At 59.6% G+C, this 14,727-nt stretch carries 12 protein-coding genes and 4 pseudogenes; 7 read left to right on the top strand and 9 right to left on the bottom strand.

What is annotated here, in order from left to right:
- Window positions 1-336: hypothetical protein (locus tag JQ624_RS37165; RefSeq protein ID WP_212423832.1), on the top strand; the 336-nt coding region annotated here is incomplete at its 5' end.
- An 892-nt stretch (window positions 337-1,228) separates the two neighbouring features.
- Here JQ624_RS37165 and JQ624_RS37160 read toward each other — a convergent pair.
- Window positions 1,229-1,408 carry a hypothetical protein gene (locus JQ624_RS37160; protein WP_212423831.1) on the bottom strand — a complete coding sequence of 60 codons (180 nt, stop codon included), beginning with the start codon at window positions 1,406-1,408 and terminating at the stop codon, window positions 1,229-1,231.
- 1,744 nt (window positions 1,409-3,152) lie between these two features.
- On the opposite strand from JQ624_RS37160, the gene JQ624_RS37155 reads away from it, so the two are divergent.
- Window positions 3,153-3,431, top strand: a complete 279-nt coding sequence (locus JQ624_RS37155; RefSeq protein ID WP_212423830.1) for a DUF2934 domain-containing protein — start codon at window positions 3,153-3,155, stop codon at window positions 3,429-3,431.
- 15 nt (window positions 3,432-3,446) lie between these two features.
- Here the strand turns inward: JQ624_RS37155 and JQ624_RS37150 are convergent.
- From JQ624_RS37150 to JQ624_RS37140, 3 genes and pseudogenes are all read right to left on the bottom strand, one after another.
- Window positions 3,447-4,065: pseudogene (locus JQ624_RS37150) on the bottom strand (SOS response-associated peptidase family protein).
- 398 nt (window positions 4,066-4,463) lie between these two features.
- Window positions 4,464-4,874: pseudogene (locus tag JQ624_RS37145) on the bottom strand (hypothetical protein); the annotation flags it as partial.
- Between the two features lie 1,709 nt (window positions 4,875-6,583).
- Window positions 6,584-6,751, bottom strand: coding sequence for a hypothetical protein (locus JQ624_RS37140; protein ID WP_212423829.1), 168 nt, complete (start codon window positions 6,749-6,751; stop codon window positions 6,584-6,586).
- Window positions 6,752-7,478: 727 nt separating this feature from the next.
- Here JQ624_RS37140 and JQ624_RS37135 point away from each other — a divergent pair.
- Window positions 7,479-7,697, top strand: coding sequence for a hypothetical protein (locus JQ624_RS37135; RefSeq protein WP_312014566.1), 219 nt, complete (start codon window positions 7,479-7,481; stop codon window positions 7,695-7,697).
- Window positions 7,698-7,989: 292 nt separating this feature from the next.
- Here the strand turns inward: JQ624_RS37135 and JQ624_RS39085 are convergent.
- From JQ624_RS39085 to JQ624_RS39640, 5 genes and pseudogenes are all read right to left on the bottom strand, one after another.
- Window positions 7,990-8,148, bottom strand: a pseudogene (locus tag JQ624_RS39085) (SOS response-associated peptidase); the annotation flags it as partial.
- Between the two features lie 171 nt (window positions 8,149-8,319).
- Window positions 8,320-8,472 carry a CsbD family protein gene (locus JQ624_RS37130; RefSeq protein WP_409334422.1) on the bottom strand — a complete coding sequence of 51 codons (153 nt, stop codon included), beginning with the start codon at window positions 8,470-8,472 and terminating at the stop codon, window positions 8,320-8,322.
- 113 nt (window positions 8,473-8,585) lie between these two features.
- On the bottom strand, window positions 8,586-8,999 hold the full coding sequence (locus JQ624_RS37125) for a hypothetical protein (RefSeq protein ID WP_249130376.1): 414 nt from the start codon (window positions 8,997-8,999) through the stop codon (window positions 8,586-8,588).
- Window positions 9,000-9,006: 7 nt separating this feature from the next.
- Window positions 9,007-9,228: a hypothetical protein gene (locus JQ624_RS37120; protein ID WP_212423827.1), complete on the bottom strand. Its 222-nt coding sequence runs from the start codon at window positions 9,226-9,228 to the stop codon at window positions 9,007-9,009.
- Window positions 9,229-10,054: 826 nt separating this feature from the next.
- A complete protein-coding gene (locus JQ624_RS39640; protein WP_312014565.1) occupies window positions 10,055-10,183 on the bottom strand; it encodes a DUF2934 domain-containing protein in 129 nt (42 codons plus the stop codon).
- A gap of 822 nt (window positions 10,184-11,005) precedes the next feature.
- On the opposite strand from JQ624_RS39640, the gene JQ624_RS37110 reads away from it, so the two are divergent.
- The 4 genes and pseudogenes from JQ624_RS37110 to JQ624_RS37095 all read left to right on the top strand — a co-directional run.
- Window positions 11,006-11,278 carry a hypothetical protein gene (locus JQ624_RS37110; RefSeq protein WP_212423826.1) on the top strand — a complete coding sequence of 91 codons (273 nt, stop codon included), beginning with the start codon at window positions 11,006-11,008 and terminating at the stop codon, window positions 11,276-11,278.
- A 768-nt stretch (window positions 11,279-12,046) separates the two neighbouring features.
- Window positions 12,047-12,430: a PRC-barrel domain-containing protein gene (locus tag JQ624_RS37105; protein ID WP_212423825.1), complete on the top strand. Its 384-nt coding sequence runs from the start codon at window positions 12,047-12,049 to the stop codon at window positions 12,428-12,430.
- Window positions 12,431-12,861: 431 nt separating this feature from the next.
- Window positions 12,862-14,401: pseudogene (gene istA, locus JQ624_RS37100) on the top strand (IS21 family transposase).
- The coding region (locus tag JQ624_RS37095; RefSeq protein ID WP_312014564.1) for an ATP-binding protein at window positions 14,379-14,727 on the top strand (349 nt) is incomplete at its 3' end. The pseudogene istA and the gene JQ624_RS37095, both read left to right, overlap by 23 nt.

The following is a 14,727-nucleotide window of genomic DNA, read 5'->3' as shown; positions in this document are numbered from 1 at the left end:
CCTCCCTTCGTCACCCCAGCAGCGGCGCATTCTCATCCTGATTGTCGCGGGATTCCCATCCAGATTGTCGCGCTGCAGGCTTGCATAGATCGGAACGATTCGGGCGGTCTGCGCAGGGTGATTGGTCAAATCCTGGATAACCAGTATCCGACCAGCGCAAACGCAGCTGCTGACGGATGCCGCCCACTGGCGCTGAAGATCGCGGTACGTCAGAGGCGCAAACGAGGGAAGACGATGCGGGCTGGTGTGGGAACGAACTTGCAGTCCGACCGATCACTTGGCCCAGCGTTAATTTGTTCAGCTTCTGTGCCGTCGCGCATTAGACTGTCCATTTGACTGCGCCCTCGGACCGCAATCCATGTATCCGGAAAAATTATCGGGAAAAAGCGGGCGAGGGGAAGCGGATGCGCTAACCCTTTACTTCCCTGCCGAGAACTGAGCGAGGTAAGCAATGTCTCCTGTTGAGGGTATGAAACGCACATCCTCCCACTGTACTTCTCGAAGACCGCTTTTGGCCCCATATCGGAAGCCGCGCTTGAGCATGATCGCTGGGCGGCGTTGGTAACGAGGCGCGCACCGTGGGATGAGGCGCAGCGACCGTTGTCGGATGACGCTAAAGATCGTCGTACACGGAGCCGAGCTGTCGTATAGGTGCAGTGCACGCGTTCCCCGACTTGCAAGTCATTTGGCGGCGCGGCGAGTTTAAGGAAGGTAGTGCGCAGGAACCTCGCGGAGCCTCCCGCCGTTGCCAAGTATGAAGATCCGATCTCATTCCGAAAGTCACCTTGTAGAACTCGACGACGGCTCGAAATGGCAAATCTTTCCTGGCGACCTAGACGTGACGTTGAACTGGAAGCCAGATACATCGACTAATATTTGTTATAGCAACCGCGCGACGGCCGCTACGCGATAGGCGTCTAACGCGTGAGCGACGAAAATCGCCGCGCGATAGCTGTGGAAGTCTCGGTCATTGCCGGGCCCCTTGCGTACCCATAATGGACTAATGACTGCGATCGTGTGATTCACCGAAAATGATGGCCCTGATCGCCTGGCTAGGCTCAACATTTCACAGCACCAGGACCGGGAGGCGCCCGATGCGCGCATTTCGCCGAAGGTAATCTTCTATTGCGGTGGCATCGCTGCTCAAAATTGCAGTTCTCTGGCCGCTCTATTGCCGGCCTCAGAGGTACTGATCGGCGCACGCCCGTGTGCGAAGGCGGGCACCGTCTTATTTCAGTGGCCGGCCGCGTCTCTGAAAAACAATCCCCGCCTTGACGGCGATGTTTTGCAGCATGCCCGCCTGCTTGAGAGCTGCAATCTTCTCCGGCCCTGGAGGCAACAGGCGAGCCGCTTCCAGCGCTTCAGCCGCCTCGGCGTCCCAATCCCGGTCTTCCTCTGTAGACTTCATGGCCCAAACTCATGCAGCGAGACGCAGGCGAGTCTAACCGTGGCGACGACTAGCGCTGACATGCTGACGCCTCCGCTAATTGCCAGCGTGTATTAGCAACGCCGCGGGCCCAATGCTGTCACCAAAGTGCGACACCAAGTCGGATTTTATCCGGTGCGAAGGCATCCGCCGTTATCTGAAAGCGCTGGCCCCCACATCAAAGCCCGTCGGTTCACGCTGGCGGGCCGCGAGCGTTTGTTAACCGCAGCTCTGTATCTTCGTGGCAATCGCGTATTGCTCCCAAGGCCCGCGAGACTAGTAACCGCGTAGGAAGCCTGCCAACTCAACCCGGCGGGCTTCTGTGAAACGTCCTGGCCAGTTCGCGATTAATTTAGCGGCGACGGATTCCTCGCGGTAGCGGGAATGCCATGCGGTGTAACGCCCGCTTGGCCTTTGTCTTATGGGGTCATCGCAGGAACTAGTGGCTCATGTGGACTTGAATCCCGCGGCCAATCTCCAAGCTGGTCTGGTGGCTCAACATCTGGCTTTGGCTTGCCGACGTTCAACGCCCGAAGCGTGCCGACCCGAGCACGCAACAGGAAGTCTCGACCTTCAGCGGCCCCGATCAGAGAGTGAATGGCCGTTTGCCATTCGGGCCGGTTCTGTTCGGCCTTTGGTAGCTTCGTGATGTAGTCGGCGGCATCCTTCAGGGTTATGAACTTCCGGCCGTCGGGAAGCGGGTCGGGATCCTCAAACAGCGTAGACTAGGGCAATGGGGGTGTACCAATTCGGTTCGGGCCAGAACGCGGTTCTTGTGATACGGTCCTTCCCTGAGGGCAGATGGCCATCTACAGGATTCGCCGCTGGAGCCTGAGCTAATCAGGAGCCTGGAAGCGGCTTACTAAAAGACATTGCACATCATTGGCCTTGTGGATCGCAACGACCCCATAACCGAGATGATTGCCAGGAAGATAATCAAGATCTCACAAACTGGAGTCAAAGACCCGGCGCAGCTTTCTGCGCTGGCGATGAAGGAAATCGGCGACCTTTAAACCGCTCCCATGCGTGCATGTTCGAATAGCGGCCTGACATCGGCGCCGCGATGACAATTAGTTTGAAAGCCGGCATGCGGGACCTCCCCCGTCATCGGTGGGTACGCCGTGAGGATGGAGTACCTCGCAAGATCCTACCGTCTACGCAATCTGACGGAATTACAATTCACGCCGTTTTCTGGTGGTCTTGGGACGGGACCGCATGGTGGCAATTGGTGCAGGCATGTCAATCGATCGCATAAATAGAATCGAGTGGAACGGTAACGAGCTCAGCGGGTGGATCCTGATCAATGGCGCCCCCACCAAAGTGTCAGCCGACCGGGATGCGATTCATACCCATGCGCGAGGCTTCAGTGATGCCCTGACTTGGGAGATCAATCGGCATCGGGTGGAGATTTTCGAGAAGCTGGTCCCATTCTTTCAAAGGACAACGACCGTTCAACCGCAATAGGTTCGCCCCGACCAAAGGGGGTCAACCTGGGATTACATCCAGTCGGCGACGGCCGCCCGACCTCTCCTGTTGGCGCTGCAGGGCGCGCAATTCTGCCAAGAATCACACCCAGCCTAAGTGGGCCATTCCGGTGGGTGCGGAGTGGTAAGGCCCGGCGCGTGTCGTCCGGAACCGTTGTGCGTCCGGCCGCCTAGAACATTTCCATCATCGCTACATGAACAAAGCTGTGACCTGAACCGTCTTATTTAGATGGAGATGGTCTATGGATCAGAGTGAAGATCCCCGGGAACTAGTGCGCAAGATCGACCAAGCGACCCGGATTGCTTCGCGTATCAATGACCAGACGACCGCGGAACGGCTGAGGGCCTGGATTCAGGATCTGAGGCAGACGCTGCAGCAGCGTTTGGAGGCGAGACGCACCAAGCAGGCAATCAGTGCACGCGCCCGGGAAATTTGGGAACAGAGCGGATGCCCTGCAGGCCGTGACTTGGAGTTTTGGCTTCAAGCCGAGTCTGAGGTCCGCGGGCGCAGTCAAGAATAGAGGCGGGCGCGGTGGTCATGCGGCGGCCTTGTCTTCCTTGTCCGCGCCGCGCGCGACGATGCTGATCGCATCATCGGGCAATGGCCGCTGCAGCGACTTGGCCTCGTCCCACGGCGCGCGCATCCAGACGTCGCGTTCCTCGTCTGTCAGCAGAATGACCGGCTTAGGGTGGATCAGCTCGACCACGGCGTTCGGCGAAGTGGTTAGGAAGCCGTAGACCTGATGGGGACCCGGAACCGGTTTCGATTTCGTCCCGCGGTCGCCCTTGAACTCGGTCCAGGTGCCGGCGAAGCAGGTCAGCGGCCGATCGTCGTTGATCGCAAACCAAATGACGTCATTCTTGGTCTCGAGGTTCGGTTCCGGTGCGTATTCAGCGAAGCTGTTGAACGGCACCAGGCAGCGGTTTTCCGGCTTCAACCAGCCGGCCGCCACCCCGCCGGTGCGCGGTGGGGGCGGCATGCCCTCAGCGCATCAGGACGAGCTCGCGTTCGGCGCCGGCGTTACGCACGACTGGCGCGGGATGATCTGGAAACACGCCCGGCATCGGCGGCAGGTTACCGACGTAGCGATTCATGACGCGGAAGAGGGCGGCGGTCGCGCTTTGATTGGTGGTAATTGAATAGAGGTTACACATCGGCAGCTTCGTTCATGTGAGCTGCCGTGACGTGCCCATCCATACTCGCGATATCAATCTCGGCGCCGCAGAAGCATCGTGCATGGCCTTCTTGAGTTTGCGTCGGAAGCTTGCGCCCGTTTCCCACATCGTCTGCTTCCATGCTGTCCAGGCGCGCGCGGCGATAGTCGGCGAAGTCAGCGTCTGCATAACTCGGCCGCACCCTGCGCCAAGCGGCTTCAAATTGAGATCTCGCCTGATCGAAGTCCGCAGCCGTGCCCTCGGCACGGGCGCCACGTCGCGATCCTGAAAGGAAGCCGCAGCGCCAGCCCCATTGCTCGGCATCGGTGGGGACGCCGGCGCGTCGTCCGATGGTGCCGATATGGACGTCCTCGAGGAAGATCAGCCAGGTCTCTTCGTTGCGCGAGGTATCGCGGAGGACGCTTGCCGGCCTTGCGGCATTTCTCGCAGCGCAGCCGGCCGGCGAGGTCGTGCACGCAGGTAGTTGGCACGTGTGGAAGCGATGCAAGGTCGACGGTGCGCGGCGTGCGGCAGCGTGAACAGGCGATCTCAAGCCAGGGATACCCGCCGTTGATCGCCTGGTCGACCGTCGGCGAAGGGTCGACCGGCTCGCCATCGGCCCACATGCGCTCGTTCCAGCTCTGACACAGCAGATCGTCCGCCTCGCGGATCATCGCTTCGCCGGCGGCGCGCGTTTCGGCTGCACGGCGCGCGAGGATCGATGTCATTGCGCGCGAGCGCGTCAGCGCCTTGGCGAGCGCCTTGCGGTGGCTGCCTGAGACCGGTGTGGGATGGTATTTCGGAGCCATGGCCGGAGCGCTATGGACCTAGATCACGTCCGTTCCGAAATCGAGCATATGCGTCTCCAGGTCGGAAGGCAGCGTAAGGAAATCCTCCAGCTTCAGCGCGCCGGCATCGGGACAGCATCGGCTGAGCTTTTGGTGCAGCGGATGCTGATAAAGATTGAGGGCCTTTGTGAAAAGCGGGACCGGCTCAAGAAAGAGCAAGGGGGCCCCACGAAAGGGCGTGTGCTTTGCGGCCGGAGTTGGTGATAGGCGATCAACTGAAATGGTACGACGATGAAGCGGCCGACAACTCGGCCTGGATCGACGCGCTTGCCGAGCTGCGGCAGCGGGCAACGCGAGAGGGTTACTGCTATCAACACGTCAAGGCGATACCGTTGCGATCGATCAATACGCAGAGAAGGTGCTAGGAAGCCGCAGCTACTTCCTAAACAAGCCTTACGGCGCCGGCTAGAGTGCAGGCTTCTGAATGAAAAGGCCCCAGCTATCAACTGGACAGCTGGGGCCGCCAACTCCGACTTTTCTTCCGGGGGTCCTCGGGCACAAAAACCGGAAGCTGTGAACTGACTCCGCCAGCAGGCGCATGTTCCTCACGCTTTGCCATTTTTTCCCGATTTTGGGGCGCCGCCGAAAAAAGAAACGGCCCCAGGCAGGGACGGGTAAGGGCTGGAGCCGCCACTTTCTCCCGGTTCGTGTCCACGATCCCCCGGGAGCAATGGGTTCGACTTTGGGCGACGCTGCTGGTTCCTAAGAACGGGGGTTTGCAGGGTTGCGAAGGCCGCTTGCAAGCCCAACAACCTTCCGCGTTCTGTTCACTATTGGACAGACGTTGCCAGATTTTCCTGGTTTTATAAGGGCGCCGGATGGGTACCCACTACTCCATCTGGCTATTTGAAAATATGATACTCTTATGGCCTCGGCGCACCTCGCGTTGGGGCCATTTTTATTGGACTAGCGGGGCTGTCGATCTGAATGACAAACGGCCCCAACTCTCGAACAAGCTGGGGACGCCTTCTTCCGGTTGGGTTTGGGGCTGAAAACCGGAAGCCCCCTTACGACTCTTTCAGCGGGCCTCGATTCCAATCGGCTTCTAGCCCGCCGATCTAACCAGTTCGATAGGCGCCCAACGCGTGAGCGGTGACGACGGCCACGCTCACTATCGCGAGATAGCTGCTGAGGCCTCGATCACTGCTCAGCCTCCGCAGGCTGGCCCAGTGCGGCGAGGTATCTGCTGCGTGACCGCTTCCAAATCAGCTCAATTGTTTCAGGATGTTTTCGTCGGCTGAGGAAAACCGTTTCGTCCCAAAAATTACGCCGCCCGGCTCGAAATCCGTTGCCGGGCGGCGCTTTAGTCTCAAACTGGGCCACTCAAATCCCCAGCATCAAATCAAGAGCAATGCCTGCGCCAAGCTCCGAAGAAACGGCCCCAGCCTGGAAGAGACGCGCTGGGGCCGTCATTCCAATGCGCCATGCGGCGGGCGTGGCGCTCTATATCAACGTGGGCAGTCATTGCCCGTCCCGAGAGGCGGGCCTTGCCCGGCAAGCGGCTAGCCGGACTCTGATGCAAGCTTGGTAAATCGTTATCTCGGGTTGCTACGAATGACCCAATCGCGGAAACCCGCCCAAGCCCCCGCGAGAGTGCGAAACCCGTCGATCTCAACCCGGCGGGTTTCTGCATGGCGCGCCCTGCGCCGGGGCCGCCAACTGAGGCGGCCTTACACCGTCTTCATGGCTTGCTCAATTTCTTCCGCAAGCTGATCTAAGTGACGGTGCAATCGGTCGAAGAAGTCTTGCTTGGCTTTGTCCGTAGCGAGGTCCCGGATCAGCGCGGCCTCGGCCGCTTCCTTCCGCAGACGTTCCAGTGACGCCAGATAATCCTGCATTTGAACGGCGTGCCTTACTTATACTGATCGGCCAGCAAGTTTCCCAACCTGTGGAGCCTGTAGTCCCGGTGACGTTAGCCACTCGTTGATATGAGATGCGGTCTCAGCTTGGCGGGCTCGCCGCAAGAGTAACTCTTGGGCACGGCTGCCGGGAGGCAGCCTTTCGGCAGCCTCTTTAAATCGCCGAGCCTCTTCCACAAGGCGTTCTTGGAAGGTCTTTTCTTGCTTGATGCGGCGTCGCTGTTGCGGCATGGCGCTGCTCCATTCCGCTAGAGGAAGGCGGGAGCGCAACCGGCGTTCTCATCACCGATAGCTGCCAAAGGTCCGCGCGGTGATAAAGGAAGTATGAGCTGTCCGAACGGGAAAGGCTGGTCAAAATTGAACACCGGGGGGGCAGTATCGAGCACGACACGGCAATCGACGTTCGCGACGCAGCAGGCCCGGTGCTCCAGGTCAAATTTGCCTTCACGATAAACCAGCCGAAGCACTAAGGCCGCGATTCTGACCTGTTTTCCGACTTCCGTGGCGGCAAATTAGATGAGCATGCCAATTGAGCGGCTTGAGCCGTTCCTGAAAGGTTTCGTCCGCGGAGCAAAACATAGGACTCGCTTCCATCCGAGTTCCGGCCCACGCTAGGCTGTCACCGCGGACCTCTTGGCAGCTATCGGTGATGAGAACGCTCGGTCGCGCTCCCGCCCAACTCAAACAGGGGAGCAGCGCCTTGAAGATGCGGCGTCGTTTCAAACAAACAAAATCACTCAAAGCCCGCCTTCTCGAGGAGGCACACAATCTACGAGACGAGGCGAAGCTGTTACCCTATGGACCAGTTCGCGACGCCGTCTTAAAAAAGGCGCGGCAGACCGAAGCGGCGGCCCATATGGACGACTGGCTTAACTCACAGGGCCTGCGGTCGCCGAAGAAGGACGACACCCCAGGGCCGAGTTAAATCGATTTCCCGCCGCGGACATCCGAAACGCGCTTTCTTTACCCGTCAAGCGAACAGCTCGGCGCCGACCGGCGTGAAGGTGACGAAAGTCCCAGATTCATTCATCGTGAGCCAGCCTCGCTCGAACCCAAGTTTGAGGCTCGCGCCGTACTTGGCCGGGCTGCCGCCATCGCGCCGGCTCGTTGATCTTCTCGATGGGGATACGCCCTTGAACGGGCTCAACGGCGTTCGCGATCTTGAGGATCCGGCGCGCGGCTTTCCGAAGCGGCGTAGGGGCGGGCGGTGGCGTATTTCATGCGGCGGCCTTGGCTTCCTTGTCCACACCGCGTGCAACGATCCTGATCGCATCATCGGGCAATAGCCGCTGCAGCGCCTTGGCCTCGTCCCACGGCGCTCGCATCCACACGTCCCGTTCCTCTTTAGAGAGCAAGATGACCGGCATGGCCTTCGGGGTAAGGCAGACTTCGCCTACACCGCTCGACCAGCGGACGCCAATTCGCGATATGGCTGCGCAGCCAGAGTTCTTAGGGGCAAAGAAAAGGCCGCCCGGAGGCGGCTAGTTCTTGGTCATTTCTTCTTGCTTATTTCTTGATGGCGTTAGCGGCGTCCCGCGCTGCATCATTCACATCGCCCGCGGCGTTGTGCGCGAATCCCTTGGTGCCTTATCAAGCTTGCCTTCGGTTTCCATGTCCCTGTCACCACTGAGCTTACCGGCACCTTCTTTGATGGCGCCTTTGGCCTTGTCCGCAGCGCCCTTTACGTGTTCGCGATCCATGATTCGTGTTCCTTTGCTGTCTGGGATGCAAGGCAACGAAGAGTTGCGCTGGTTTCTGAGGCACATGGCTCAGCTTCTGAGATCGCACTATGCTGCAGTCGTGAGGCCCTAGTTTAATGCCAAGTGGGCGCAAACCTTCTGGCTACGGCTAGCGCACTCCATTCGTCAGTTTCCAGTGCGATCTTTTGCGCCAGCATGACATCACCCGCGACCAAAGTCTCGCTAGGAACAAAACACAACCCGGCTAGCCTCCTTCCGCACGAGTCGATCTCGTAGATGTTCATCCCCGCGCCGTAACGGATGCGATAGCGTTTGCCGCTCTGACGGCCAATGACATCAAAATACCGATAGGACTCATATTGCGTCAATTGTTCAGGTGACAACCATCCCTTCAGCAAACTGATGCCCCGTAATTCTGCTTGGGTGCAACCCGCCTCAAAGTACCGGTTTCCAATGGCGCGTGCCCCTCGAGAGGCAACCATTATGATCCGTCGAAGACGGTCGGTGTTCAGCAGGTTTCGGAACATCTGAAGACTAGCCGCCAACCAAGCGCGGGAAAAACAAAGTCTCCTCCGCAGTTGGATCGAACGAACGTGTTACCGTTGGCTCTCCAAACGTATTTCGGGTGGTCGCTGTAAAACCTGCGCCAGTTAATTCCTTAACGCGCGCCTCTGCTTCCAAAACCGCCTTCGCGTCGCCAGTGTTGAAATCGTACCTAGTGTCGCCGTTGTGATCCATAATAATTAATGTCGCCATTTTTACGCCTCCTTGGATGCCGTAACCTGCAATCCCGCTAATCTATCGATTCAGGTGTCGTTCCAACCTGCCCGGAAGAACTGCACGCCCTCTCAGTGTTTGACCCGGAGTCAAGCGAGACTTCATAACGTTTGTTCCACTGATCATCCTGACTTTTTGAGGTGGCAGTTTCGGCCGCACGATCGCGCGCGACAACGCGCAGAATTGATTTGGAGGCTGGAAGCTACTGAGCTCGAGCCTCGCGGCCGGAGTGGCCTAGCGCCGCCCGCTGCAAGAGTTCGACGGTGGGCTGAGGAGTCGATAGAGCAGTCAACCGTCGGGCCTTACCGCGCTGGTGATCATGCCCCACCAACGCGACCTAGTCCAAACCTCACGAAATCCGAAAAGTGCCTAACTCATATCGGGGATGAAGCCGGCCGGCATTGCCGGGACGTCGTCGGGATCGGCCGGATTGGTTTTGTGGCAGGCCGAGCAAGGTGCCCCAGCGCCGCCGCAACCGCAGGCCCGACCATCCAGGAACGGCCGGTCGAGATGAGTTTCGCAAACCCACCGCGTATTGTCGCACCGGGGGCAGTACCGCATCGACGAGCGCCCTCTAGCAAAGGAAAATGCCGGTGCAAGCAGCGGGTTCCAAGGGCTTAGACATCTTCCCGGAATGAAAAAGCATAGTGCGATTAACTTTTGTTGTAGTGGCGACGGCTGGCCAATGCTGCGATACTGGTGCAGCCTTGGGTGAGGGCTGCTTGCTCCAATAGCCTCAGCTCTGACGTCCCCGGAGCTGGGGCTTTGGCTTAGGCAAAAAGATCGGCGCTGCCCTGCGTTAAATTCAAGAACGTTCCGCTCTCGTGCCGGGCGTGCGGATGGGGGACGATTTATCCTCGTTTCGCAGTTCTTGCTCCGCTTGCTGCCAGAACTCGTCTTCCTTGCCTTTTAGCCTGCCTTGGCGCTCCCAGATCTCTTAAGCGCGCTTCTTGATTTCTTCTTCGGCGTTACCCGGTGCGCCGCCATCCCTGTTCGCGGATCGCGCCAGTTCCATCCAATCCTCAGCGAGCCGAAGCCACGCCGCTCTATCTACGTCGTCGGTTGCCGTCCCTGCGTTGGCGCGGCACTCCTCAGCTTTCCGGCGATACCGTTCTGCATCTTCAGTTGTCATGCCTTATCATGCGCGGTGGGCCAATCCGTTCCAACGTGAGCCTGTTTTGGTCTTTTCGGCGACCGGCAGTTAGGGCGAACAGGTCGGCGCAGCTCTGCGTTAGCGTCACGAACGTACCGCTCTCGTGCAATTGGAGCCAGCCTAGCGAAATCGCCCGATCGAGGCCGGCTGCATATTCCGCCGGCGTCCCTTTGTCGCCGAAGAGGAATGGCCGCTTATCTTCTCGATATAGCTGCGGCCATCCTGGACGGGCTCGAAAGCTTTCGCGTATACCAGCAGGCGCCGGGCGCCCTTCTCGGGGTCGGCAAAAGGACGATTGGCAGCGTATTTCATCAATGCCCCATGCGCGTACGAAAGCACGGCCTTGCATCGGCGCCGCGCTTGCCGGAAGCCCAGCTACGCGAGGGGCCCGCCGTTAATGCCCGAACAGGGGACGACCAGTTCGGGCTAACTTGGGGAGAGCGAGGAGCGCCAGCGGAGCCGCCGCGGGGGGAAACCCCTGCGTTGATGCCGGCGCAAGTTCTCGGCCGTAGCGAAATCAACGCAGCAATCTAGCTCGCAGGAACTTTTTCGAGCTTTTCCAATTTTTGACTCCGGCCGCATCGTGCGGCTGGGGAGGAGAATATGCAACTGCTCGTCACCGCTATCACGATCACCACTGCGCTCGCTGTAAGCCCGGCTTCTGCGAAGATGATGGCTTGCACAGGCGAAAACATGGCTAAGCTCGTCACGTCCAGTAACGCTGTGCCAGACACGCCTGGCAAGGCCGCGATGATGAGGGAGATGGGTGCGGCAAATGCCGCTATGGCGAAGGGCGATATGCGGCGTGCTTGCAAGAGCTATATGCGCGCCCAGCAAATGAGCGATCAGAAGCAAATGAGCGGTCAGAAAGGCTAGATATCATTCGTGAAGGAGAGCCGGCATAGCCGGCTCTCCTCGGATCGAAAGCATTCGCTGAAACTGACTGGGAAATGCCCGCCAGTGCGAGCAGTTGCTCTTGCGCTCTGGCGGAAGCTGAAGCCGTTTGGCCACGGCTGCGCCCCTACGGCTGGCGGACGTCAGTTCAGGTCGTCCATTATTTCGTACCGGAAGGCCACGCCTTCGGGATCGTGGATCGCGAACCGCTCATTGCGGTTATCCAAAAGCATATCGAAGCGACATGGTGATACCGGGTGCCATGAGACTTGCCATCGCGCCCAGCGTCCAATCAGGTCGAGCACTTCGAGTAGCTAGGCAGATCAGAGCCCTTGCGAAGTTTGCCATCCTCCTTCACCAACTCTAAGCGAGTTAGATAAGAAAGGCCGCAGCACGTCAGATCTTCTGGATCGCTTTCACCAGCTTGCCATTTTCCGCTTTCCGCTTAGGTACCTCTCAAGCGAGCAACGGCGCTGATCGGCGGCGTTGCTCGTTCCACGCTCGCTGCACAGCAACGTGCAGCGGAGAATCGTCCCTCTTTGACTCCAAGATGCCGTTCTTAGATTCAATTCGTTTGCCTTGAAAAAGTTGCCACTGTTTCCCGACGCCATGATGTTTGACGAAGAATTTGGAGTCGATGTCGGCGACGATAGATTGGGGGGTAGCGGTGCGAAATGTTCTCGGAGATTAGGAACGACGCCGTAGCGGCCGAGTTAAGGCGACAAACTCACTATTGAGGGAGGAAGCCAAATGGCCCGTGCGACAGCCCATCCGGATCATCAATGCATCTCAAGCGAAGACATTCAGGGAACCGAGGTTTATGGGGCAGGTGGAAAGAATATCGGTGAGATTGATCACCTCATTATCGACAAGGTGTCAGGTCGCGTGGCCTATGCCGTCATGAGTTTTGGCGGATTTGTTGGGTTAGGCCACAGCCATTATCCCATACCCTGGGGCGCTCTGACGTATGATACGTCGCTTGGTGGTTTCCGAACAAATATCACCGAGCAACAGTTGAGGGACGCGCCTGAGTTCAGTGATGACTCGTGGCAGGATCGAGACTGGGAAACGCGCACCCACCAGTACTACGGGACACCTGAGTACTGGGAGTCGCGAGGTGGCCTAATACGCTAGGCAGGGCATCTGAACTGGCGGCTGGAGCCAGCCAGCCCATCAAAAGGCCCGCAGTGCCGAAAACACTGCGGGCCTTTTTGTGGCCAACTGGATGTCTGCTAAGGGCCTTGGCCGTGAAAAACGCCCTCCCTAGGGAAGTCCGTGAGAAGCCAAGACCCGTTTGGTCTCAGGCCACGATCGCAGCCATCAGCGGCTTGATCCCAACGATGTTCATGACCCGCGTCAGATTATAGGCCGGGACCGAGAGAGCCATCTCGGCGTTTTGGGAGTGTTTGGTGAGGAAGTGTGTCGCGCCTGCGGAATCCGAGGCAAAGCGGCCACCGATTCCGACGGAAGGCGGCCACCCTGTTGATAGGGTGAGACGGGAGGCGTTGTCGGCAGTCTGAACGAGGCAAGGTCCTGCTTTTGCGGTTCACGCAATGGGAGGTCCGATGCCCGCCGAGAGATTGCCGATGCGGAAGATTCGAGAAGTTCTGCGCCTGAAGTATGCGTGTGGGGCGAGCGATCGGGTGATCTCCCGATCGGTCGGGATCGGTCGCACGGCGATCGCGGAATATGTCCGCCGCGCCGCGGTGATCGGCATCAGCTGGCCGATACCGGCGGAGCTCGACGACACGGCGCTGGAGCGCAAGCTATTTGCGCCGGCCGGCTACAATCCGCCGCGATCGAAGCCGCTTCCGGATTGGGGGCATGTCCATGCCGAGTTGCGCCGCCGCGGCGTAACGCTGGCGCTGCTGTGGGAGGAATATCGCGGCCATCATCCCGACGGCTACGGCTACAGCCGGTTTTGCGACCTTTACGTCGAATGGCGCCACGGGATCAGCGACCATGCGGCAGACCCACACGGCCGGAGAAAAGCTGTTCGTAGACTTCGCCGGCGATACCGTGCCGGTGTTCGACGGGCTCACCGGGGAGGTGCGCGCCACCAAGATCTTCGTCGCGGTCATGGGAGCGTCGAATTACACATTCGCCCAAGCTCGGTTCAGCGAGGCGCTGCCCGACTGGATCGGCGCCCATGTGGATGCGCTTACCTTCCTGGGCGGGGTGCCGAAGGCGCTCGTCTGCGACAATCTGAAGGCCGGGGTGACGACGGCGAGCCGCTACGAGCCGGGGGTCAATCGGACTTATCAGGATCTCGCGGCCCATTACGGCACCACCATCATGCCGGCGCGGCCACGCAAGCCGCGCGACAAGGCCAAGGTCGAGGCGGCGGTTCTCGTCGTTCAGCGATGGATTTTAGCGCGGCTGCGCGATCGGCGCTTCTTCTCGCTCGCCGAGTTGAACGTCGCGATCCGCATCCTGGTCAACGACCTCAACGCCCGCCTGATGCGCAAGCTCGGTGCCAGCCGCCGCGAGTTCTTCGACACCATCGATCGTTCGGCCCTGATGCCGCTGCCGGCCGAGCCCTATCAGTATGCCGAATGGCGTCGCGCCCGCGTGGCGCCGGATTACCACGTCGAAGTTCAGGGGCACTTCTACTCGGTTCCATCCCGCATGATCCGTCAGATCGTCGAGGTGCGGGCCACCGAGGCTACCATCGAGGTGTTCCATCGCGGCACCCGCATCGCGAGCCACGCACGCTCGGGCGTGAAGCACCCGCACACCACGATCCCAGAGCACATGCCGAGCGCGCATCGCCGATACGCCTTCTGGACGCCGGGGCGTCTGCTGGCCGCCGCCGAGAAGATCGGTCCATCCACGGTCGCGCTGTGCGAAGCGATTATGCGGACAAAGCCGCATCCTGAGCAGGGCTTCCGATCCTGTCTCGGTATCCTGCGGATGGAGAAGACCTATGGGGCGCGGCGTCTCGAGGCCGCATGCCGCCGTGGGATCAGCATCGGCTCGGCGAGCTATCGGTCGATCGCCTCGATCCTCAAGACCGGCCTCGACAAGGCCTTCCTTCCCGACACCACCCCCGACGCCGATCCCATCCAGCACGGCAACATCCGTGGCCGCGGCTACTACCACTGACCAGCAAGAAGGAGACCCTATGCTCAGCAACCACACCCACGAACGTCTCGCCGCTCTCGGGCTCACCGGGATGGCCAAGGCCTTCGATGATCAGCAACGCCAACCCGACGTCACCGCGCTGACCTTCGAACAGCGCCTCGGCCTGATGATCGATCGCGAAGCAACCGAGCGGGAGAACAAAAGGCTCATCGTGCGCCTGAAGTTCGCCTCGCTACGGCAGACCGCAATCATCGAAGATGTCGATCTGCGCGCTCCGCGCGGCATCGATCGCGCCTTCTTTGCCAAGCTCGTCGATGGCGATTGGATCGGCCGCAAGCAAAATTTGC

The organism is Bradyrhizobium sp. AUGA SZCCT0283 (assembly GCF_018130385.1).
Classification (GTDB): Bacteria; Pseudomonadota; Alphaproteobacteria; order Rhizobiales; family Xanthobacteraceae; genus Bradyrhizobium.
This window is presented reverse-complemented; position numbering and strand designations above follow the sequence as displayed.